The organism is Pedobacter lithocola (genome assembly GCF_042650845.1).
GTDB lineage: Bacteria > Bacteroidota > Bacteroidia > Sphingobacteriales > Sphingobacteriaceae > Pedobacter > Pedobacter lithocola.
Map to the genome: position 1 here is coordinate 92245 of NZ_JBHSBW010000003.1, position 23494 is coordinate 115738.

The 23494-nt window shown below is 36.6% G+C and carries 23 protein-coding genes; 12 read left to right on the plus strand and 11 right to left on the minus strand.

What is annotated here, in order from left to right; translation table 11 throughout:
- Window positions 1–69 precede the first annotated feature (69 nt).
- From ACFOWA_RS01190 to ACFOWA_RS01205, 4 genes are all read right to left on the minus strand, one after another.
- On the minus strand, window positions 70–891 hold the full coding sequence (locus ACFOWA_RS01190; protein ID WP_378981014.1) for an SDR family oxidoreductase: 822 nt from the start codon (window positions 889–891) through the stop codon (window positions 70–72).
- An 83-nt stretch (window positions 892–974) separates the two neighbouring features.
- Window positions 975–1883 (minus strand): helix-turn-helix domain-containing protein, encoded by a 909-nt coding sequence (locus tag ACFOWA_RS01195; RefSeq protein ID WP_378981016.1) that lies wholly within the window; start codon window positions 1881–1883, stop codon window positions 975–977.
- 612 nt (window positions 1884–2495) lie between these two features.
- Entirely contained in the window at window positions 2496–2810 is a 315-nt protein-coding gene (locus tag ACFOWA_RS01200; protein ID WP_378981018.1) for an antibiotic biosynthesis monooxygenase, read from the minus strand.
- A 298-nt stretch (window positions 2811–3108) separates the two neighbouring features.
- On the minus strand, window positions 3109–3852 hold the full coding sequence (locus tag ACFOWA_RS01205; RefSeq protein ID WP_378981020.1) for an SDR family oxidoreductase: 744 nt from the start codon (window positions 3850–3852) through the stop codon (window positions 3109–3111).
- Window positions 3853–3945: 93 nt separating this feature from the next.
- Between ACFOWA_RS01205 and ACFOWA_RS01210 the strand changes: the two genes are divergently transcribed.
- The 3 genes from ACFOWA_RS01210 to ACFOWA_RS01220 all read left to right on the plus strand — a co-directional run bounded on the left by ACFOWA_RS01210 (window position 3946) and on the right by ACFOWA_RS01220 (window position 6801).
- Entirely contained in the window at window positions 3946–4389 is a 444-nt protein-coding gene (locus ACFOWA_RS01210; protein ID WP_378981022.1) for a winged helix-turn-helix transcriptional regulator, read from the plus strand.
- A gap of 850 nt (window positions 4390–5239) precedes the next feature.
- Window positions 5240–6463: a hypothetical protein gene (locus ACFOWA_RS01215; RefSeq protein WP_378981024.1), complete on the plus strand. Its 1224-nt coding sequence runs from the start codon at window positions 5240–5242 to the stop codon at window positions 6461–6463.
- 107 nt (window positions 6464–6570) lie between these two features.
- Window positions 6571–6801, plus strand: coding sequence for a hypothetical protein (locus tag ACFOWA_RS01220; protein WP_378981026.1), 231 nt, complete (start codon window positions 6571–6573; stop codon window positions 6799–6801).
- A gap of 225 nt (window positions 6802–7026) precedes the next feature.
- On the opposite strand, the gene ACFOWA_RS01225 is transcribed toward ACFOWA_RS01220, so the two are convergent.
- Window positions 7027–9111 carry a hypothetical protein gene (locus tag ACFOWA_RS01225; protein WP_378981028.1) on the minus strand — a complete coding sequence of 695 codons (2085 nt, stop codon included), beginning with the start codon at window positions 9109–9111 and terminating at the stop codon, window positions 7027–7029.
- A gap of 244 nt (window positions 9112–9355) precedes the next feature.
- Between ACFOWA_RS01225 and ACFOWA_RS01230 the strand changes: the two genes are divergently transcribed.
- The 3 genes from ACFOWA_RS01230 (at window position 9356) to ACFOWA_RS01240 (ending at window position 10990) form a co-directional block, all read left to right on the plus strand.
- The gene (locus tag ACFOWA_RS01230; protein ID WP_378981030.1) at window positions 9356–9595 is read left to right on the plus strand and encodes a hypothetical protein; all 240 of its coding nucleotides are present in this window, start codon (window positions 9356–9358) and stop codon (window positions 9593–9595) included.
- Window positions 9568–10404, plus strand: a complete 837-nt coding sequence (locus tag ACFOWA_RS01235) for a DUF5694 domain-containing protein (protein WP_378981032.1) — start codon at window positions 9568–9570, stop codon at window positions 10402–10404. The genes ACFOWA_RS01230 and ACFOWA_RS01235 overlap by 28 nt, the downstream gene beginning before the upstream one ends.
- Before the next feature lie 196 nt (window positions 10405–10600).
- Window positions 10601–10990, plus strand: a complete 390-nt coding sequence (locus tag ACFOWA_RS01240) for a LytR/AlgR family response regulator transcription factor (protein ID WP_378981034.1) — start codon at window positions 10601–10603, stop codon at window positions 10988–10990.
- A 392-nt stretch (window positions 10991–11382) separates the two neighbouring features.
- Here the strand turns inward: ACFOWA_RS01240 and ACFOWA_RS01245 are convergent, their stop codons facing one another.
- Window positions 11383–11685 carry a GNAT family N-acetyltransferase gene (locus ACFOWA_RS01245; protein WP_378981036.1) on the minus strand — a complete coding sequence of 101 codons (303 nt, stop codon included), beginning with the start codon at window positions 11683–11685 and terminating at the stop codon, window positions 11383–11385.
- A gap of 1565 nt (window positions 11686–13250) precedes the next feature.
- Between ACFOWA_RS01245 and ACFOWA_RS01250 the strand changes: the two genes are divergently transcribed.
- Window positions 13251–14258, plus strand: a complete 1008-nt coding sequence (locus tag ACFOWA_RS01250) for an aldo/keto reductase (RefSeq protein WP_154283317.1) — start codon at window positions 13251–13253, stop codon at window positions 14256–14258.
- 16 nt (window positions 14259–14274) lie between these two features.
- Entirely contained in the window at window positions 14275–15171 is an 897-nt protein-coding gene (locus tag ACFOWA_RS01255; protein WP_154283318.1) for a helix-turn-helix domain-containing protein, read from the plus strand.
- A 678-nt stretch (window positions 15172–15849) separates the two neighbouring features.
- Here the strand turns inward: ACFOWA_RS01255 and ACFOWA_RS01260 are convergent.
- The 5 genes from ACFOWA_RS01260 to ACFOWA_RS01280 all read right to left on the minus strand — a co-directional run bounded on the left by ACFOWA_RS01260 (window position 15850) and on the right by ACFOWA_RS01280 (window position 20009).
- Window positions 15850–16818 (minus strand): zinc-dependent alcohol dehydrogenase family protein, encoded by a 969-nt coding sequence (locus ACFOWA_RS01260; protein WP_154283319.1) that lies wholly within the window; start codon window positions 16816–16818, stop codon window positions 15850–15852.
- A 48-nt stretch (window positions 16819–16866) separates the two neighbouring features.
- The gene (locus ACFOWA_RS01265; RefSeq protein WP_378981039.1) at window positions 16867–17172 is read right to left on the minus strand and encodes an ArsR/SmtB family transcription factor; all 306 of its coding nucleotides are present in this window, start codon (window positions 17170–17172) and stop codon (window positions 16867–16869) included.
- Window positions 17173–17939: 767 nt separating this feature from the next.
- Window positions 17940–18329 (minus strand): RidA family protein, encoded by a 390-nt coding sequence (locus ACFOWA_RS01270; RefSeq protein WP_378981041.1) that lies wholly within the window; start codon window positions 18327–18329, stop codon window positions 17940–17942.
- Between the two features lie 184 nt (window positions 18330–18513).
- Window positions 18514–18903 (minus strand): RidA family protein, encoded by a 390-nt coding sequence (locus ACFOWA_RS01275; protein ID WP_378981043.1) that lies wholly within the window; start codon window positions 18901–18903, stop codon window positions 18514–18516.
- 245 nt (window positions 18904–19148) lie between these two features.
- A complete protein-coding gene (locus ACFOWA_RS01280; protein WP_378981045.1) occupies window positions 19149–20009 on the minus strand; it encodes a helix-turn-helix domain-containing protein in 861 nt (286 codons plus the stop codon).
- Window positions 20010–20110: 101 nt separating this feature from the next.
- On the opposite strand from ACFOWA_RS01280, the gene ACFOWA_RS01285 reads away from it, so the two are divergent.
- From ACFOWA_RS01285 to ACFOWA_RS01300, 4 genes are all read left to right on the plus strand, one after another.
- On the plus strand, window positions 20111–21055 hold the full coding sequence (locus ACFOWA_RS01285) for an NADP-dependent oxidoreductase (protein ID WP_378981047.1): 945 nt from the start codon (window positions 20111–20113) through the stop codon (window positions 21053–21055).
- A 392-nt stretch (window positions 21056–21447) separates the two neighbouring features.
- Window positions 21448–21918: a hypothetical protein gene (locus ACFOWA_RS01290; RefSeq protein ID WP_378981049.1), complete on the plus strand. Its 471-nt coding sequence runs from the start codon at window positions 21448–21450 to the stop codon at window positions 21916–21918.
- A gap of 33 nt (window positions 21919–21951) precedes the next feature.
- Window positions 21952–22569: an L-dopachrome tautomerase-related protein gene (locus ACFOWA_RS01295; protein WP_378981212.1), complete on the plus strand. Its 618-nt coding sequence runs from the start codon at window positions 21952–21954 to the stop codon at window positions 22567–22569.
- A 423-nt stretch (window positions 22570–22992) separates the two neighbouring features.
- A complete protein-coding gene (locus tag ACFOWA_RS01300) occupies window positions 22993–23211 on the plus strand; it encodes a hypothetical protein (protein WP_378981051.1) in 219 nt (72 codons plus the stop codon).
- The last annotated feature ends 283 nt before the right edge of the window (window positions 23212–23494 follow it).

Consider the following 23494-nt stretch of genomic DNA (forward strand, 5'->3'; position numbering starts at 1 on the left):
TCAATGTTTTCAAATATCATACTAAATACCTTAGAGTACTAAAATAATGCCTTGGAGAGTTAGAATTGATTAGACAATGCTTGATAGTGCCAATTCTTTTTGTGCATCCAGTTCGGCTAGGCGGGATACGAGCGAGGCGCGTATATCGGTATAAGCATCTTTTCCCAATGCCATCCTAAGGGGTGCCGGAGTGGTGTTTATGCAGTCTATCATTGCCTGAACTGTTTTGTCAGGATCTCCCGTCAATGGGAATGTACCACTATCCACTAAACGGCGCACGTACCCTGCAGGTGTCTTATCATAAGCATCAAGAACAGGAGCTGTTACCATGCTTCCACCAAAATCAGTTTTATGTGCCCCTGGTTCTACAATAGTTATACCTATATTGAATGGGCTTACTTCTTGGGCCAATGTCTCGCAAAAACCTTCTATTGCCCACTTTGAGGCGTGATAATAACTGAAGTTAGGGTAAGTCGTTTGTCCACCAGCTGATGAAACCTGCAATATCCGTCCTTCACCTTGTGCACGCAGATGGGGTAAAGCGGCGCGTGTAACTTGTATCGAACCAATTACATTTGTATTTATCTGTTGTATAATTTGATCGTCAGAAGCTTCTTCGGCAGCACAAAATAGTGCGTAACCCGCATTATTAACAACTACGTCAATCTGGCCTAAATCTGCGAATGCTTTATCGACAACATCTTTAACAGATTGCGTATTGGAAACATCAAGCTGAGCAATCCATAACTTATCACCATATTTTGCTTTAAGGTCATTCAGCACTTCCGGCTTACGTAAGGTAGCAGCTACCCGATGACCTTGATTTAATAGTTTTTCTGTAAGCAAACGTCCCAATCCAGAGGATGTACCTGTGATGAACCATGTTTTCATAATTTTAAAAATTAATTATACAACAAATGTACGGCCGACTATGAGAGCCTCTAGGACGTTTTCCAAACCAATACTATCGAAAATCAAATATTTTTTCGGATATAAGAAGGCGTCTTCCCTGTAGATAATTTAAACGCCTGAGTGAAATGTGTTGGTTGATCAAATCCTAAGCTGTAGCTTATTTGACTGATCGTCCAGTCAGAATAAAGCAGCAGTGCATTTGCTTCCTGCATAATCCTATCCATAATTAGTTTTTTCGTTGTGTAGCCAGTAACAGCTTTTAGAGAGCGGTTCAGATGATTGGTATGAACTGCCAGGCGCTCAGCAAATGCCTGTGCAGTTCGAAGTTCTATTTGCTGTGATGGGTTAACAATCGGAAACTGACTTGCCATAAGCGCTTTGAAAGATTCGTTTAGCCGATTCGATGCATTGCGCCCCGTCGAACCTAAATCTGGTTCCATTTTCATTGCAGCATGGATACATTCCAGAACATAAAGAAAAAGAAGATCGTACTTGTAGCTGTAGGATGATTCTTGCTCAGAAAGCATTTTTAAAAATAGATTGCTAAAAAAATCTTTCTGGCTTTTATTCAAAGGAAAAACTGAACGGCTATTTGAGTCGAATATTGTACAATCAGACTTTCTCAGAAAACAATGAGGTGGTAAGAAGTCTTCAGTAAACATGCAACTGTAACCACTGCAATTCTCCGTGTGTACATCCCAACGATATGGTATTTCCCGGTTGGTGAAAATCAATGCGCACTCATCTGGCCGAATATGATATTCTTTGTTTTTGCTATGAAATGTTGCATGTCCGGTCGCCAATGTGATCTTATAAAAATCTTTGCGACTATAAATACGAGAAGCCTCAATATTTTCCGCAGAAAATTCATCAAGTCTTATCGCAACGAAATGCCCCCCTATTCTATGATCGGTTTTGACAGACTCGGGTAAAGATGACGAATACTCGCCTAGGGTTTGATGTTTAACCATAAACAAAATTAGCATAATTAACTGGCCGAGTGTAGCAGCCCTGGAGTCAAGGAGCTATTGATAACTTGTTAGCACTATAAAGTTATTTATAAGCCATCAATATAGCTCAATTGTTGAGGAATTAGGACTTCCTCCGCTAGTGCACAAACAGATTGCATCGTTCGATGATAATGTTTCAAAAGGGCAAAAAGTTGATCTTGATTATTAATGAGTTTTCTTTTAGTTTACAATCTCAGGAAAAATAAAATATGAACAGGGCGATTACGATTTGAAGAAGGTGGATTAGCAGTTTTGAAGCTAAAATAAATTCATCTTATTCCGGAGTTCATATTAAGCTGGTCAATAAATGCAAAAAGCCAAAATGGTAAATCTTTCCATATTGAAAAATTATGGATGACTGATTTCATTAAAACAGTACAAAAGAAATCTTTAGACGTAGTGTTAAACATGTTTAAGCCATATCAATAAAGAGCTCAAGATTGTGAAGATTTGCGAAAACTCCTATCAACTTAGGCAATAATAATATGAGCAACTGTCCTAAAAAGATTCAATTCCAATAAGGTCCCATGCGCATTAAGAGATTATTTACACAGGACACTAATAATAACAGTGCTATTTTGCTGTTCCAAATCTTGCAATTGGTATATAAACAAGGGGGTCACGTTTTATATCCATATCGACAAGTAGTTTTTCCCATTCAAGCACGAAAGGTCTCTTCATTTGCACATCTAAAAAATGCCCGACATTGTCGTTCCAGATTTCATAAACGGTATACTCTTGTTCTTTTTGCATATTTTGGTGCAGAATAGCGCTAACGAAGTTTTCTTCGCACTCGATTAAAGCGAATAGTTTTAAAAGCTCTTCCTTGAATTTTATATGGTTTTCTTTACTCGCTGTGAACTTAATAATTAAAGTTAATTGTTCCATTTTTTATTTTCTTATATTTTGCACTAACGCTTAAATTAAAACATTTTATAAAAGGCGTTCTACCTGTAATAATTTAGCTCAAGGTGACTAATTCATTAGCTATTTTTTGTTCAAGTATAAAAACTCACGTGAACCTTTGTTTAATCAAAATATTTTAATCTGTAACTAATGAAGTCCTTCGAGATCCGAATTCCGTCATTAGTTACTATAACTTTATAACAAGCACTAAAGTTTTAAACCCCGTTACCAGAATGAGGCGATAGCAAGATTAAAAAACAAAGGCTTTTTTATATCAGGATTATTTTAGTGCGTAATTAAGGTAACCACCGTCAGCAATAATCTCAGTTCCTGTAATAAAACTTGCCGCATCAGAAGCCAAAAACAACACTGTTTTCGCAATTTCATTAGGATCACCAAGCCTTTGCAGGGCAGTAGCGCCAGCTAAAGAATCTTTTGCTTCAGCAGGTATTACCGTATCTAAGCCTGGCGTATTTATAGGCCCTGGACTAACAATGTTGACACGAATTTTTCTCCCAGCCAGTTCATTTGCTGCAATTTGGGCAATTTTATTTAATGCTCCTTTAGTGGCAGAATAAACAATTGCACCAGCGTTTGCCGCAGTGGCAGCAGTTGAAGATGTGAATATTACTGATCCTCCATCAGCCAGATGAGGAAGTAATTTCTGCAACGTAAAGAAATGCCCCTTGACGTTGGTGTTAAATTGTGAATCAAAATTTGCTTCAGTTACCTTTTCTATGGGCTCAAATGTTCCAATTCCCGCATTTAGAAAGAGAACATCTAGTTTGTTTCCACTTTCTGCAACTGCTTTTTCAAGAATCGAAATGCCTTCGAGTTTTGACGTATCTGAAACCACAGTAAATAACTTCGGATTGTTTATTTCTGTATTTGCTTTGTGTAAATTTTCAGCGTTTCTACCTGTAATCCAAACATTTGCCCCTGCGGCAATAAATGCTTTCGCTGTTGCCAGACCTATACCTGTAGTCCCTCCTGTAATAACAATGTTTTTATTTGTAAAGTCCATAATTAAATTTTAGCTATTTTTGCAGTCTGTTTTTTGAACTACAAAAGTATTCAAAAGTAGTTCTAAAAACAAACTACTTTTAAATTTGACATAATGAAAACAATTGAAAGAAGATCAACATGCCCAATCAATTATTCAGTGGAAATTTTCGGCGATAAATGGATGTTATTGCTTTTACGGGATTTAATGTTTAATGGGAAGAATTCCTTCTTGGAGTTTCGGGCATCGGACGAGAAGATATCTTCGGCTGTACTAACAGATAAGCTCAATACTCTATTGATTGAAGGGATTGTTTCTAAAGAAACCTCTCCGAAAAATGCTTCTAAATTCCTGTATCTGCTGACTGATAAGGGTATCAACCTGGTGCCATTCATGGTGGAGTTTCTTAACTGGGGCTCCCAGTACAACCCTAATGGCGGTCCCAAATCATTGCTTAACGAAATTAAAAAGAATAAAAAGAAGGCAATTACCCAGCTAAAGGCCAAATTAAGAAGCCAACGACATTCCCATGAAGAAAACATAATCAAGGCTTTATAGTGAAGTTGATCCAACTTGTTATAATTCAGTTTGAAAAATAGGAAGATCCATATGCGAATTTGCTTTAACTACTTTTAAAGACGCAATTTAAAAAGATTTAAAAACTGATGCATATTGATCTGGAAGGATATGGTATTCGGTGTTCATGCTATGTAACGTTGTATGTCCTACCGCCAATGTGATCTTATAACAATCCTTGCAAGGGTAAACGTTAGTAAGCTCGATGGTCAACAGAAAATTCGTCAAGTTTTATCGCAACCAAATGTACGCCTATGCTGTGATCGGGTTTTACAGGCTTGGGTACAGATGATGAATACTCTTCTAGGGTTTGAAGTTTAACCATAAACAAAACTAGTATGATTAGCAGGCCGCAGCTTAGCTGCCCTGGCGTAAAAGACCGATTGATTACCTCTTATCACTTTATCTTTATTTTTACTAGAAATTAATTCGAGATCTAAGCTTTTAGACGCAACCACTAATGGTGTCAAGATAAAACTTGCCATCTGGCGCGTAAAGTATCTAACCATAAGTCCTTATCTTTAAGCATCCAATGCTATTTTCCTACAAAAAAGATATGTTCCGGAAAATTCTGATGCTACACCCCACAAAGTTCTTCTAAACTTAACCTTAACTTAAAATCACACGGCTTAATTTTACCAAACGGTGTAAGCGTAAAATAAAGCTTCATAGCAAGAAAGCTTAAGTTTTTTGTTTTCAAAACTAAAGTTTAAGATCTTTCCCGATTTGCTAAGAATAAAGTCAGGTATACGCCTCGAAAATTATGAATAAAACTCTTTTAATATCCAGCTTGGTAAGCATATTATTTTTCGGTTGCTCAAAAAAAGATGAAATGCATATAGAGGCTGATGGTAAACAGTCATCATCTGCTAACTTATCCATAACGCAAACAGCTGCAAGTACAGCAGTCTATACTGATGAAAGCAGCTTTATCGCTACTTTATCATCTTACGGATTTAAAACCCCGATACAACTTAGCTATAACCGGCTTGGTCAGACAAATTATAGCGCTACATACGGATTTAATATCCCTACCGCCAACCGGGCAGCAGGATTTAAGTGGAATGCCGGTGATGAGGAAACTTCAGAGTGGCGACCACAGGGAATAGCGGGATTTACGATGGGTGGAAGAAGATTTATTCTTACCACATGGTATGGTACAGAACCGGATGATGTCTCAGGGATTCATAACGGACATAAAGGGGTCAGGTTGGCTCTAGCGGATATTACTGATTTATCAAAAGTTACCTATAGATTGATTTTATTGGTTCAGCCTTCCGGGAATACCTCAAACCGTCTGCTCTGGGACAACTTATATGCACAAGATGGAAATGCTGCTCACAACTACAATCAGGGCACACTATTTGCCCCTATAACGATTCATGCAGGTGGGGTCGCAGTCTATGGCACTAAAGTTTATGTAGCCGATACAGGGAGGGGATTACGTGTATTTGATCTAAACAATTTCATCGCTGTTTCAAGTGATAGCGAATCCCAATGCGGAAAAATGAGTAATAATACCCTACAAGCTTTCAACTATGGTTACATTTTACCCGAAATCGGCTGGTATCAATTATCCGGATCCGCTCCTTATTCTTCTGTTGAGCTTGGCGAGGGTAATAACCTATGGTTCGGTCAATATTTCGGTTTTAATAAAAATGCAAGTGGTACCCCTCCCACTCAAACTCCTGTAGTTAGTGGTTACGGCCTGGACGATACCGGTCAGCTCACAGGTGTTGGCCAATTGGTCGTTACTCCAAGAGATGACATCGCGGGCGATACTAAAGTTTTTAATATGCAAGGTGCTTACAGGAAAGGAAGCCAGACCTTCATGACCATGACAAACAATTCTGTTTATGAAGGTTCTACAGCAAGATTTTTGAGGTATAATGATGGTGCAGCCCTTGGCGTAAGGTATAGGTGGCCCCATGGCGCTGAGGATCTCTATTACGAAAGTTCTACTGGATTGCTATGGTGCCTGACTGAATTTGAAAAGGCTAAATATGGAACAGATAATCGATGTGTATTTGCAGTGCGATTAGAAGATTATAATTAATGCGTCTTCCAAACCAGACAATGTTTAAAATGCATCGCTTTACTTTATTATTTATAATAGACCTTTGTTGAACTCGGGGCTTTCAAAAAATTAAAATAGACCCCAATTTGTTAAGAATAAAATTTAAAGCTTTAAAACGCGTGAATCAGGGAAACGCATTAAAATTTAATGGTAAAATAGTTGCAAAAGTTAATTTTTTTAATGCTATCCAGCCTTGTGAACTTAACAGACTTTCAACTTTTAAAGCAAGCGGCATCAGAAAATATTGGCATTTGCAACAGATGTTAAACTGTGATGGTGAATCTACAGACTATATCGATATCTTTTTTAACAACTGAGCTATGGATTAGATAGTTTGTGAGGCTTAGTTATGTTTCACCATAATCATTAGCCTTTCCAATTGTTTATTATATCCGCACAACAAAGACTTCCTATTCATAGGGCTCAATATGAAAACAGGTAAAGGTTTTACCCGGTTATAATTATTTCACCACAATACATTTCTTTTTGCAAGTTATTGGTAATTGCATTTATATGGTACTGATACATCAACTTTAGTCAGCTTACTTATCCAGCCAGATCATTTGAGTAAAAGCGCCATTTGCAGCAATATCCCAAGCCTCAACCCTAACCCATTTACGTCCTGCAAGTTTTATTGACCAGCTGAAATCCTTTTTGCCAAACGCCAAGGTATCATTTAAATTGATCCGTTCCCGGTAAATTTGCTTTCCATCTCCCGATACAACATCAATAAAATTCATCGGAAAAGTCCAATCCAAACTTATACTCAACTTTACAGCCCCACTAGCGGGTAAGGTCAGGCTTTCTCCAGATTTTTTTCCGTTGATATTAAATGCAGGAATAAGCACTTCCCCTGTGGAGACAAAAAACTTTCCAGTACGCATCGCATCAAGTACACTTTGCCAACCCTGTTCATAATTGGGTAATTTATCCAATTGTAAATAATTAACGTTAAGGTGAGCATACATTTCGTTTTGATGGGTAATGCTGAAAATATCTGCTTCGGAAATAACATGCTTCCGCAATCCCCAATTCGCCATATCATCCATCAATCTTAAAACGCGTTGACTAAGGGTCGGGATAGAGAGATCCCCAGGGATTGCTTTCCAGGCAGCGCCAAGAAAAGTTTCTGATTTAAAGAAATCATCATTTTTATATGCATCCGGATATCCTGTTGAAGCCTTCGTTCTTGCATGGGCAGTCCATGCCAGGCCCTTTTCCAATTCCAGTAATTTAAGCATCTCATCTTTGTTTGCAACATGATATACTCTACCCAATTTTGGGTCTTCACGCAAAAAGGGTTCATCCCTCTTACGTGACATCACCCAATACACCGGTTTTGGGAAGAAAGCCAGCCAATGCCCCCCATAGAAATTGTTTGCCTCCTCACCAGGCAAAAGCAAAAATTTATCATCAGACAGACGTCGGGTTTGTGCAAACAGCGCACTAAGTTCTTTCAATCGCTCCAAATCAGGACCTTTCGGATGACCTGGACCATGAAACTCGGCAAGTTTTACAATATCTAATCCATGTTTCTTAAGCACATCCACAAATTCAGGTTTTTCAGGTACGGGCTTTCCTGAAAGCGCCACCTCCGAAATAAATTCATTATGAAAATGTGTGGCCAATGTTTTATAACCCTCAACTGGTTTATATGAGTCATTGTGCGTGAATTTTTTCACCTCGGCTAAAGCCGAAGCAGCATTACCTGTATCCAATAAACAGAAAAAATTTAAACGTTGTTGTGTTTTTGGAGGTGCATTAAACCATGGCACATATCTATTATCGCCATAAGGGTCTTGCCGAATACCCATCCCAAATTCTGGAATGAGTTTATGGAAATTTTTTCCATACCAGGTAAATTTCAAATTGAATGCTTCATCCAGGGGGTAAAAATATTGATGTGGCGGGGGAAACAATGCCAAACTTCCTCCGGGGTTTTCGCCAATGATGGTCCTGAACTTGACTTCTATATTTCTGCTGGTGTCTGCAGGGGAAGACAATACCTGCTGAAGCTCATCATTAACATTCGCCCATGCCAACGATCTCCACAACGCTTTTTTACTTACTAGTCCGCCATCATAAAGTACCGCTGTAGAATCTACATCTGTGGACAACACTGCTGCAACATTAAAAAGTGGACTTCCGTTGTATAAGGTAATTTCAATTGACCCCTTGAAACGGTCAGCTTTGGCCCCTTCAATTGAGATTATAGTATGTTGACCTGTAGAGCTGATTCTCGCATTGCCTTTATGGATGACAACTGGATAGGATTGAAAAGGTTTCTTAGGCACTCGGTCGAAAAACACATCCCATCCGCCACTTGATGGACTCAATGAACGCATACCAATTGTCAGTACAAATGCCGGATCAAGATCTGATGCAATTTCTTTGTATAGTTTTCCTTTTCCTAGATGAATACTTTTGAGCAATGCATGGCCATTTTCCAGATCTATGATTATTTTAGCTGTTTCACCATGGCCGGCGGGCCAGGATAGGTTAATGATTTTTTTGCTCAGACTTATTATTGTACCGTTTTTTTTTAGTCCAGATATGTCGATTTTACTGTCTTGAGCACCCGCACTAAGTGCAACAGAAAATATAAGGGTTAAAAATAGGTTTCTCATAGCATAATAAAAGTAGAGAAATATTAAACCTACAAGGCTAAAGGGTTGTAAAATAAATGATATGTGTCAGATAATGTTATAAATCGTTTTATCATTAAACATTTTTTTATCTGTTGATCAGCATTTAATCAGTCTTGGTTTGTTTGTTAATTGATGGTAAAAGCATTAAATTCGGCTGCAACTCATATCAACATAAAATTAACTGCTAGCTGCATAAATTACAATCTATTTAGAAGCGATAAGAATGAAATACATATTGATTTTTTTCCTCACCATTACCCTTAATACATCAGCTCAGAAACTCGAGGTTTTATTGATTGGTGTTTCACATAATTACAGCAAATATCCTAATCAGGATTTTTCGGAAATCTATGCTAAAATCGAAAAATTTAGGCCAACGGCATTTTTTGGTGAGTTTTTAAGTAAAGAGGATGAGCAAAATGTCATGGATTATTGGTGCAAAAAGATAATCTCAACAGGCTGAAAATACTTCGAATCAACAGGGATATTGATACGAAAGAACTTCCAAAAAAAATTGAAATTTTAAAAAAGCTATGCTTGCAGCATCCAGAAGATTACAAATTAAAAACCGATTTAGCTCATGCCTATTATCTTAATCAGGATGTCTCCAATGGTCATTATCAATATTGGCAGGTTTTTGACAGATTAAAGCAGTTTCCCGATACCAGTTTACAGCGTTATGTTGACCAATTATTAAGTCCTGATTTGGATACAACTGGACGAAGCATGAAAAGATTAAGAACTTCCGAATATGCAGTCATTGCATTTCCTATGATGAGAAAAATGGGAATCAGGGAATTACTTCCTATGGACTGTCAAGACTATGATTTAAACTGGAATGCGTCATGGGCAGCAAGCGATGCTAAGTTTAACATATTCAAAAAAGATTCATCAACAGCAATACAGCGCCAACTCAAAGAGAAACTAGCAGAAATAAATAAAGGCTTCCAGAAGTATGATAAGGTGGAGAGGTCTTCTTCAAAAGTGACTGAATGGCTCAATACTGCTGAAGCATCCGTTATTTCTGCATCCGGAGATTTCTATCTGCCTGAACTTTATGATCTGAAGAATTTTCCAAAGGAGGAAATGCTTTCGAAAATTCATTGGTGGCTGATGAGGAATGAGGGTATGTGCAACAATGTTGTAAACCGTTCAAAGGCCTCTGGTGTAAAAAAAGTTGTCGTAATTGCAGGAGCAAATCACCGTAAATATATGCAGGATATCTTTGAAAAAATGCCCGGCGTTTCAGTAAGAAACATCAATGAGTTTTAAGCTACAATACTCAAAAAATTTTACCATTCTACTTATTATATACCATTCTGGAAGGTCATTAGATGGATAAAGCCGGATAGGCATCGGTGCCAGAGTGGTAAACAAAGAAAAGTCACTATTCTAGGCATAAGATAATGAGGTCAGGTGATATATAAAATATTACAAAACAGTTTTATGCAAATGAAGTTGTGTATTAATGAGGGCGTCAAAAAAAAAATATACATGTGTTATTGTCGATGATGATGTAAATGCAATTCAAGTATTGAAGGCTCATATATCCATCATACCAAAATTATCCTTAATAGCTGCACATACTAACCCAATCCAGGCGATTGCAGAGGTAAAAGGTAAGGGATACATAGATTTTTTGTTACTGGATATTAACATGAGGGTATCAGGATTGGATGTTGCATTAAGGTTAAGGGAATATGCGAGATTCATTATTTTTGTTACTGGACATCCTGAATATGCACTGGCTGCGTTTAATGCAGAAGCTGATAGATTTCTTTCTAAACCAGTGAGCTTACCAAAATTCATAATCACTATTAATCAGTTACTGTATCACAAGATAAGAAATAGGCTTTAAAACTAAAGTTGGCTTTGGTATACAACTAATTTTTTACTTAGAAACCCTTAGTCAATGATTTTATATTTTGCTACCACAAGATATAATAATTCGGTAACTATTAAGCGTATATCTAGCCAAAGCATACCTTCTTGCAAATAGATCCCCTGCGGTTTCATCAGGATTAATCATAAGAAAGTGTGGAAATTGATTGTTTTTTCCATCTACTAATGCCAGCTTTAAAACCTAACATTGGCCTCTATGATGCCATATTGAGTTGAATGCTTAATTTTCTGTGCATAGGAAATTTATTATTTCAAAACGATAATTCGCGGATGCCGGCCTGGAAAAACTTTGCATAACATAAGTATAACTATAACATCTATAAGTCAAGCGAAGCTTTTTATCAAAGATCATTTTTCGTTTATTTTATTCCAGATATCCTGGTAAAGGTCTTCGTGCCGACTAAATTGTAGTTGCACATAGGGACACATAGGTCTTACCATTAACTTCTCTTCCCTAACATAGGCAACCATACTTTCCAGTAACATTTTCGCATAACCCTGGCCTTCCTTTTCAGGTTCTACTTCAGTATGATAAACTGTTAGATCTGTGCCATTTATATCAAAAATCATCTCACCAACCATCCCATCTTCATCAAAGATTTCGAATGCATCAGGACCATTCTGATGTATATTTAGTCTTACTTCAGCCATTGTTTATTTTTTGATAATGAATAAAGTTAAATAAGGATATTCACAATAATTCGGCGGATATCTTCGCTGTTCATTTAAATATTATTTAAGCTTGTTACCCCTAAGTTAACCCTTATCAATTAAGCCCCCAAATAATTAGCCAGATAAAAGACGAAATAAAGCGCATTTTTATATTATATACTCTATAACTGCAGATTGTTCACCTAATTTAAGCGTACTTCTAAAAGTATCACTTTCTGTCAACCTACTCGAAATTTTTGAACCATTTCTTTAGGAAATAATCATATGCCTCTGGGTAGATAGGCGGGCTTGGATTTAAATTTATACCTTCTGCTGTAGTTGTCAAGTTGGTATATATTTATAATGGCTCTCCCGAGTTGATATCGAGATTTAGAAATTATTGATCCATTGCGACAATTGCTTTTTGTTATTATTTATAATCTAATCAAACCCATCGTGTGTTTGATGGTTAAATATTGAAATCATAGTTTTCAATAGCCTTATATATAGCACAATACTTTGAGTGATGTTCGATAAATATAAACCTATTCTTCGGACATTAGATCTTAATGACCAACCTGAACCCACTTTCAGCGGGGGCATGTTGAGTAGTCTTCGCTCTGATCTGGATAGAAAAAATACGCTGATCTACCTTAATTTATCCCTGTTCGGACCAGCGAATGGTTGAGATCTAATTTTCTATTTAAACTTAATCCGGTATCTGATTATAAAGTTTCGCCCTTTTCTAATACTGTTATTAAGAAAGGATGGCATTTTCGACACAATCGATATTAATATTCTCAGAAGCCGAGGGATAAAAGCCTTTCAACCAGAATCGAAAGCACATCAATTGTTTCGCTATCATCGGGCCTTTTATGTTTCAGTAATCTAACTGGGACTACTACTACTACAGGAAATCTTTACACAGCTAAAAATATTTTGGGATATTACGAGTCAACACCAAGTTACAGAACTTCTGCCCCATTTTGCCCAAGGGTTCAATTAAGGACAATAAGCGGTACTTGTCAATTTGCACTATTTGGAACTGTGTACAATGAATACAATTACGCCTTGGTCACCACAACATCTCCACCAGGTGCGTGTGATTTAGAGTATTATGCTTGTTTTGCCTTAGTTCTTGGAGGATTTTTTACGGCTTGCCGTCTTAGAACAAACACCTAAAATCTTAACTACTCGGAACGGGATTTTGACGCAAACTTTGACAAGTAACAACTCAAGTAATTTCACGTTTTTCACCATCATTGCCGAAAGAAGGTCAACCTAAAAGCAAATTATTCGAGAATGGCTGATTGAAAAAACAAAGAAAAGCTATCAACAAACAGAACCTTTATGCAAGTGAAGTTGGTTATGAACAGGCATTTCAACATTGGAAGTCTTAGCGTAAATTATTTAAAGCTAAAACTGATGTTTTCCCTTTGGAGTTCAGGAAATCGTTTAATAAAGTAGGAAAAATTAACTATCCCTATTTTGCATACGATAATCATCGATTTGCATACATCCGCATATTAACTTCTCTGCAACTTTGTAGTATTAAAATCAACAATATGAAATTGAATCAAGTAAAATTAGGAAGTCAGGGATTAATCATTCCAAATATCGGCTTGGGATGCATGGGAATGACAGGTTTTGGAGATGCGGATACATATGGTAAAACAGATGAAAAAGAAGCCATCGCAACCATTCGCCGTTCTTTTGAGCTGGGCGGCAATTTGCTCGACACGGCAGATTTGTACGGACCTTTCGAAAACGAAAAACTTATTGCAAAAGCCATCGAAGGAAATCGTGACCAATACATCCTTGCGACGAAATTTGGTTGGGAAATCGATGACAATGACCAAATCACATGGAAAATCAAAGGAACTAAAGATTATGTAAAAAAATCGATCGAACGATCACTTAAAAACCTAAAAACAGATTACATCGACCTTTATTATATGCATCGTTTGGATAAAAATGTTCCTGTTGAAGAAACCGTTGGAGCGATGAGTGATTTGGTAAAAGAAGGAAAAATAGGTTACATTGGTTTGTCTGAAGTTTCTTCTGCAACGATAAAAAAAGCGCACACCATTCATCCAATCACGGCAGTTCAAAGTGAATATTCTCTGTTTGAAAGAACAGTAGAAGAAAAAGGTGTGATTAAAACATTAAATGATTTTGGAATTGGCTTTGTAGCTTATTCACCTTTAGGAAGAGGATTTTTATCTGGCAATATCAAAACCATCAATGATTTGCCTGAAAATGATTTCCGAAGAGGAATTCCCCGTTTTCAGGAACAGTATTTCCATAAAAATATTGAATTGGTTGAAGCTATTGAAGATCTTGCAAAACAAAAACAAATCACATCTTCGCAACTGGCTTTGGCTTGGATTATCAGTAAAGGCATTGTTCCTATTCCGGGAACTAAACGAAGAATATATGTTGAACAGAATATCGAAGCCAGTAATATCATCTTATCGGATTCGGATTTATCAAAGCTGGAAAGTATAGTACCTTTGGGAACTGATACCGGTAAACCTTATGACGAATTTAGTATGGGGCTTTTGGATTATTAGGTTTAAATTTACAAGGATGAATACAATTGCTTCTATTTCCACATTTCACAGATTACTTTCGCTTCCTCAGCCGAAACATCCGATGGTAAGTGTTATCAATCTGTCCGAAAGTATCTTCATTGAAGATGATGTCTGGAAGGGCTTTGTCAACCGATTTTATTGCGTGGCTTTGAAAAGAAATGCGACCGGAAAAATAAGGTATGGACAGCAGCATTATGACTATGATAAGGGTGTGCTGAGCTTTACGGCTCCCAATCAGGTTCAGTATTTGGACTTAGCAGCGGTGGATTGTGAAAACACAGGTTACCTGCTGATTTTTCACGAAGATTTTCTACTGAATCACTCTTTAGCGACTACGATTTCAGCTTACGGATTTTTCTCTTACGCTGTGAATGAATCCTTGCATTTATCTGAAGATGAGGAAAATGATTTGCTTGAAATTTTGAATAAAATCGACAAAGAATGTCAGCACATTGACCAGCATACGCAGGAAATTATTTTGTCGCAGATTGAATTGTTGCTGAATTATTCCAAACGTTTTTACGAAAGACAATTTATTACCAGAAAAAATGGAAGTCATCAGCTTTTGACGAAATTTGAAATTTATTTGAATGATTATTTTGATAAAAAATCTACAGAAAAAGGGCTTCTAACTGTTCACCATATTGCTGACGCGATGAATCTTTCTCCGAATTATTTGAGCGACCTGTTGAGAATCCAAACCGGACAAAGCACGCAACAGCATATTCACGAAAAGCTTATCAGCAAAGCAAAAGAAAAACTTTCTACGACTGAACGTTCCGTTAGTGAAATTGCTTATGAATTGGGTTTTGAACATTCGCAGTCTTTCAGTACGCTTTTTAAAAAGAAAACGAAGATGTCGCCTTTAGAGTTTCGACAGTCATTCAACTAAAAAGTAATCTGCCACTGCTTCTCAATCTAGCTTCGCTAATCTGATGAGCGTTGTTATCCATCAGTGCAATATTAGAGCAAAAAAAGATAGCACATATTCATAGTCGGAGTTTTTATACCGAGAGCTATTACAAAAATGATTTAATTTTTTAGCTTAGTTAGCGGACGAGAAACATTCAATTCTCACTTATTCTTACGTGAAGTCATTTTAATTAAATGGACGTACAACTAATAAGGCCATATATTTTTCCATACAATTATAACTTAATATGAAAAAAGCGCTATATCAATTCAATCGGCTGTTCGTTAAATCCCAGTTCAATCTGAGATTTTTTAAATTCTTTTATACGTACCCTTAAAGATATCCTTTTGCAGATAAAAGATCCGGATGACTAAGGGTCAAGTATCGCTTTCGGATGGTGCCTAATGCCTTTTACAGGTCATGTCTGCTAAGACCAATAAAATAATATCTTTAGACTACACAAGCAAATGATTATAGGATTTTAATGTAGACTCCCATTGAACACAGGTGTCTACATTATTCTATTTTAAAGCATAGATTTCCATAAATCTTAACCTTTTGTTGGCTTAATCCAGACTGGCAGAACAACATCTCACAATATGGAACTTTTAATCTTATTACCCTCTGGACACAAGATGTTAAAAGTTATTGTCGTCTTTAATAGTCTACCTGTATTCCGATTTTACCATAGAAATTTTCATCTCCTTCTTTGAACTCAAGTAGGCTATGCGCTTTACCAATTTCTGATAAGTTGAAAACTTTATTTAACACAGGCTTCAGCTTACCTGTTTCTACCAATTTAGTTATTTCATCTAATTTATTTCGATTTTGTCGAGTAAACACAAAATGATAGGTCGCGTTTTTCCCCCAGGCATGAATCAGGTTTTGAGGTTTTTCAAGGTCGACTATGGTAACTACCTGTCCTAATTGACTCAAAATCTGTCCGCTATCTGACAGTGTATTGCCGCCAATGGTGTCAATGACAATATCGACACCCTTTCCAGCTGTAATTTGTTGAATGGCCTCGATGTAGTTTTCATCTTTGTAATCGATAACATGATCAGCTCCTAATTCAAGAAGAAGTTGGTGATGTACCTTCCTTGCTGTTGTGAAGACAATTGCACCCATTGCTTTTGCAATTTGAATGGTTAACATGCCTACACCGCCAGCGCCACCGTGGATCAAGATAGACTGATTAACCTTAAGCTGAGCTCTGGTGACAAGCATTTCCCAAGCCGTGCCCGCAGCTAATGGAAGCGTGGCAGCTTCGAGATGATTAAGGTTTTTTGGTTTTAAGGCGATGATAGACTCATGGGCACAGTGATACTCCGCGTAACTTCCGGGACCATTAAAGATCTCCGGAGTGTAATAAACTTGGTCACCGATCTTGAAACTTTCCACGCCCTGACCCAGTTCTATAATTTCGCCCGAGACATCGTGACCTGTGATAACAGGTAAGGACAATTCATTTTTATAGTCCCCACGACGGACTTGGTAGTCTAACGGGTTTACAGATGTTGCGAAGACTTTCACCAAAACTTCCCCGAAGCCTGGTTTTGGGGTCGGCACTTCTACGATTTCGAAATTTTCGACCGGGCCGAACTCTTTTAAGATTGCTGCTTTCATTTTGTTTTTAGTTAATTAGGTAAATAGCTAATTTCTATGTTAAAAAAATTATAATTTTTCTTTTATGTGCAATGCCAAGTCTTGAATTGACTGTTCATTCCTTCTGTAATACGTCCATTGATCTTTTCTGGTTGCGATCAATATATTGGCTGTGGACATTGTCTTTAAATAAACAGAAACTGTAGGAACTGACATCCCCGCTTTATTTGCGATATCAGAAACACATACGCCCAATTTTGGAGAATATTCTGTCAGCTCCTCCGGTGGAAAATGAGCAAAAGGGTCCTTCAACCATTCAAGAATGTTTAACCTTGTCTGATTTGACAATGACTTAATGACTTCTAATAATACCATGATACAAATTTAGCTAATTTCCTAAATACCTACAAGCTATTATGATTTTTTTTTAAATTATTTTTTCGTTTGCTACTTATATTCATCCATATTCCTGTATTGGGACATCTGGACGTGCAGAAAAAAAAATAATTTTTTCCACTGTGCTGCGAGTAAAACACACCTTTCTTACCAAAAGTGTGCAAAGAATATCAATAGAAAAGAACCTGATTGCTGATTAATTCTTTTTGCCATCTTTCCAGTCAATGTCAATTTTTTCCACTTTGACCATCTATAACTTGTGAGATTGTCTTTATTCTGAAAAGCAATGAAATTGATATTATTAGATGATAATAAAAGCGTTAAGGCAAACGTTTCTTATGGAAAATCAACTTTATTTGGATTACAATTCTTTAGAATCATACGCAACAGCACGAGGCATTGCTACCAAGTCATTGTGATAATTGGTCGGAATGCTTTCTTCTAACGGCTTAACTTCTCTTTAATACTTTTCGTTTTCTTCTTGTTTCAAGATAGCTTTGAACACAAAATAATACACTATTTAACTTATAATTACATCTTTTTACAAGAATTAGAGATATTGCCCATGTGGAATAATATGCCTTTTGACATCAGCAAGGTCACCTAAACTTTTGTTAGATCATTTCCATAGCACCAGTTTTAACCGCATTCAAATAGGTGAAACCCTTTAAAACATAAGCTACCTACTTCCATTTTTTGTTTGATAGAAATAAGCAGTTTATATGTAAAGTAAATGTGTTCGGCTGTTATTTTACTACCGTTGCCTCTAGTTCTATTTTTAAAGTTTCCGTCAAACTCTTTACCTCGATGGCTGAAACTGCCGCTTGAATACCATGTTTATCTACCCATTGACCTAGAATGTCAAGATTAGCGAAGAATTCATCATGCACTGTGGTGTAGATTGTCAATCTTGCTATGTTCTTCACATCGTATCCAGCTTCGAGAATTACTGTCTCCAAGTTTTCAATGGCCATAAGAAATTGGGTTTTCATGTCAGCAGCGCTGGATGTTCCGTCTGGCAGTATTGCCGCCTGGCCTGAACAATACAATATACCTTTAAATTGTGTCACTTCAACAGCTTGAACGTAGTGACGTTCGTTTTGCCACTGCCAGGGATTGATGATGCGCTTTTCCATATGTTTGTGTTTTTTGAATGTATGATGTTATTTATTGTAAACCAATTATTTATATTATTTTCATCTGTGACATCTATACCCTAATCCTCAATTATATACCCACAATTTTTAATTCTATAGGATATAAGAACGATTAATTCACATAACCAACAGGAATAGTTGCTGAATTAAGAAGAAAAAGCGATTACTTTACAACTGTGGCTTCGAGTTCCACTTTAAGGGTTTCATACAGTTCTGTAACTTCGAAAAAACTACCAGCCTGCTTTATCTCATTCTTTGCTATCCACTCGCCAAAAGTATCAAAGACTTTAAAAAATTCTTTATGAGAGGTAGTAAAAACGTCTAATCTGACAATATTTTTAACCTCATATCCGGCTTCACTAATTACCTTTTCGAGATTTTCAATTGCTATAAGTAACTGGGTTTTCATGTCCGCTGAACTAGATGTCCCATCAGGCATTACCGCTGCCTGACCTGCACAATATAAAGTTGCTTCAACTTTTTTCACTTCAACAGCTTGTACATAATGTCGACCCTCCTGCCATTTCCATGGACTAATTGCTCGCTTTTGCATAATTGTGGTTTTTAAAGATTTTTTTGGACGTTGATTTTATACAAATATGCGAGGTTCAATATATATGCTGATGTGATCTAAATCACATTTTAGCTGAACGTTAAAATACCTTCAGAAGCTGAAAATGAGAGAACGCATAAGCCTTAGGCATTATAACTCTTGAATAATCTTCCTAATTTTTGTTTGATAAATGAAAAGCTATGAATAGATCAAAGAATGTAAGCGAATAATTGGCTTAATCATTATCAATTTGCCAAAGCTATAGCTTTTTGTCTACTATTTTTTCGATAAGCTAGGGGGCTAATTCCAATATTTTTTTTGAAAAATTTATTGACATGGCTTTCATCGGTGAAGCCCAGCAGATGTGCAATTTCATTAATGCGAAGGTCGCTATGCTTTAAACGATGTTCAATTAAGGTTAATCTAGTCTTATTGATGTAATGCTGAAGATTTTCGTCCGTATGTTTTTTAAAATATTTACCTAAATAGTGCGCCGACAATCCAAAATGATCCCCAATAACTTCAGAACGCAATTTTTTAGGTTCATAAACATGGTGCTGGATGTACTGCAAAATTTGCAAAATCTTCTCATCTGTGTATTCATTGACAGTTTCCGGCAGGTATTTGGCGATATTTCGACCCACCACCACAATCAAAGTATTAACCAATTGCGAAATTAGTTCCTGATTATTTAGATCATTATTTTCTTTTTCTCTATGTATTGCCTCTACAATAGGGCGGACTAATGTTTTGTCTATTTGGTTTCTAAGAATACACCCAGGGCGATGGTTGGCATGTTGCAGAATATATTCCAATTGAGTGATATACTTTGCAGAAAGCCCACTTTCGCTGAAGTAAATATTGGTAAACCGAAGAAAAAAAAATGTCGTAGTTTCTTCAATATCAAAGCGATGCCGGTCGCCGGGTGTAAGCAAAAACATATGATTGGAATGATACTTAAACTGATGTTCATTGATAGATTGAATCCCCTTTCCTTCCAACACATAGACCAGTTCAAAAAAACTGTGTTTGTGTTCCAATTTTGGACACGCATCTAAGGTTTTATAAACTATTTCGAATGGCTGATATAGTTGTTCTTTATTCATATTAGGGATTTGTATACAAATATACTGAAATATAGCAAATTTATACTATTTATATTGTGAATATCGGTATATATTTGCTTAATCAACATAAGTAAATAAAAATGAAAGCAATAATTATAGAACAACCAGGAGATGTAAATCAATTGATTTACACCGAACTTGAAAAACCTATCGCTGGGGTAGGCGAAGTATTGATTAAAGTGAAAGCGATTAGTATAAATCCTGTAGATGTCAAAACCCGAGCGGGAAAAGGAATTTATGGACGAATAAAAACAGAAAGTCCTCTTATTATTGGATGGGACATTGCTGGTGTTGTTGAACAAACAGGTTCATCGGTTACCAAATTTAAAATAGGTGATGAAGTTTTTGGAATGATTGATTTTCCAGGGCATGGTAAAGCATATGCCGAATATGTGGTAGCAAATGAAAACCAATTGGCGATTAAACCAGGAAGTGTTTCCTTCGAAGAAGCTGCTGCTAGTACTTTAGTTGCCCTAACTGCATGGCAGGCATTGGTGGAAAATGCGAATGTGCAAGCCGGACAGAAGGTATTGGTGCATGCAGCAGCTGGTGGAGTAGGCCATTTTGCTGTACAGCTCGCAAAATATCTAGGTGCAGAAGTTACTGGGACTTCATCTGCAAAGAACAGGGACTTTGTTTTAAGTTTAGGTGCAGATGCGCACATTGACTACCACAATTACGATTGGGAAAGTCACCCGGAAGAATTTGATTTTGTATTGGATACTATTGGAGGTGATAACATCGATAGTTCGATTTTGGTCGCTAAAAAAGGTGCAAGTATTATCAGTATTCCAACCGGGTTAAGTGAGACCGTTACCGAAAAAGCCAAAGCAAAAGGTGTGAAAGGCTATTTTATGCTTGTAGAATCCAGTGGTGAAGACATGCAGCAAATTGCCTCATTACTAGAAAAAGAAGAGCTAAAAGTTTCTATACAGCAGATTTTTCCATTCGCTGAAATGAAGAAAGCTCATTTACAGCTGGAAACGGGTAGAACTGTTGGTAAAATAGTAATTAGAACTACTTAGATCAACCTGATCAAACTAAGTTTTCGTTTTCCTGTACTATTTTTTGGTGATAGCCTTAGTGCTATTTGGCCATGCGTCAGTTCAGTTGCGACTTCTGCAGGATATTAACATATTGGCTAATGGACTTTAAAAAGCCTCTATAAAGAATTCTTGGCAACCTATATAAGCTATTTACTCCCTAGCTTGGAAAGATGTTACGCTTCCGATATTAACAAAGATAATTAATGCTAGGCTACTCGAGAATTATGATTTCTATTTACTAGTGATCGACTCATATCAGCCTTTAAAATTATTACTTAGCTTTATAATGTATAAGTATTGTATACAAAAACGGAACGGGTATTTAACGGAATTTTAAAATAAAACCATTATAAATAATAAAATATAGAAAGATGAAAATACGGTTTATTTTATCGGTAATTTTATGGGTAAGTATAACGTTGGGCGCCTGTAACCTAAGCCCAAACACTCATAGACCCAATGATCTGACAATTAAAAAACCCTTATTGGAAGAGGTCTTTGCTGATAGCACCTATCAGCCTACTGGAGTTGCAATCGCTGCAGATGGTCGCTTGTTTACCAACTACCCATACTGGTTGGATAAACATAAATATGCTGTGGCTGAGATAAGAGATGGCCAACCTATGGCATACCCAAATGTAGAATGGAATAGCTTCAAAAAGGGAGACAATGGTTTAAATAAATTTGTATGTGTTCAATCTGTAGTTGCAGACGATAAAGGTTATCTCTGGATAGTTGATGCTGCGGGTATCGGATTAGGCGAAGTATATCAGAAAAGCAATAAGGTTGTTAAAATTAACCTTTCCACCAACAGTATCGAACGGATATATCGTTTTTCATAGAATGTAGCTGGTAAACATGTTTACCTAAATGATATTCGAATAGATAACAAAAACGGTTACGCTTATTTAACAAGTTCATCAAATGGTGGTATTATAATATTAAATACTACAACAGGAGATTCACGATTTGTACTTGGCAAGTCCTCAAGCGTTAAATCAGATCCAAACTACAAATTTTCTCCTCTGGGTAAGGAACTAGTTAAAGGTGATGGAAGCATCCTAAAAGTTAATTCTGATGGTATAGCCCTCACACCGGACCTCTATTACCTATACTACAAGCCGCTTACGGATGATAAATTGTACCGAATTAAAACTGAATTGCTACGTAATTTTAGTATCGCAGATGTAGACCTGGATAAATACGTTGAAAAATTGGGGGCTTTTATAACTACAGATGGGATGATTTTTGATAAACATGGGACCCTTTATTTAGGAGATCTCGAGAAAAATAGTATTGTCAAAATTACACCCGACCTTAAAATGCAAACTTTGGTGCAAGATGATCAACGTCTCCGATGGCCAGACAGTTATAGTATTTCAAGCGATGGGTATCTCTATATAACCTGTTCTCAAATCCAGTTCATGCCCTGGTTTCATCAAAACCAAAATAAAACTACCTACCCATATCAAATTTTCCGATTAAAAATTTAACTTATCAATATAAAGAGCAAAATATCCTGATTTAATGGTCTTATCAGGCACTCCTGCTCAGGGCATCCGATACAACAATTCTTTCTTGAGGTTTGACGTTTATTCACTAAAGATAATCAATTTATGCATATTTCTTCGTTGAGGTGACCCCACTGAAGTCGTCCATAAAAAACTACTTTAAAAAAATTGTTTTTCATTTATTCCATATGGAAATGTCCTGTAAATAACCTGGTCTTTGCATTTTAAATATAGCAAGTACTGACTAAAACCTTTATTACCATATTAATACTGCATTCAAACCCTTGAAAGTAATTATTATATCCGGTTTGTTAGAAGGGGGTTTGCTAAAATATTTTTTCTAATATTTATATCCCTACTAGGTTATCACTGAAATTTATCTGACTATTAGATAAAAGATACGTTATGAAAACCAAGTATAACAAGGATTATGTTCCATTAAGTACGTTAGATCTTGATTCGAAAACGAAGATGGATGGTTCAAAGGGCAATCATAATAGCACCACCTCTTCAAAACTGTTTAAACAAGATGATCAAAACATACCGGTTCTCGTTTCAAAAAGCGGAGAAATCAAGGTTCTGGAAAGGATTGTTCCTAAAAATGGGCTAAAAGGATTACTTTGATGCCATTTCCAGACCAAAACATTGACTATTCTAATGATGAAAATTGGTTCTGCAGGGTGAGAGAAAGTAAAAAATTAAACCAAGCACTTATTTGATAGGCAGGACAAAATACGAATGCAATGTTTGAGGTGCTCAAATATATTAGACATGAGTTAACCGCTTTGGAGATTAGAATAGGCTTATCAAGACTTCATGCCTCGGAAGCTCAATGACAAACGCGAATGGTATTTCAAAAATTGCTGAAAATAGTTTAATCCCATCCCTATTTTTAATTTTGAAATAG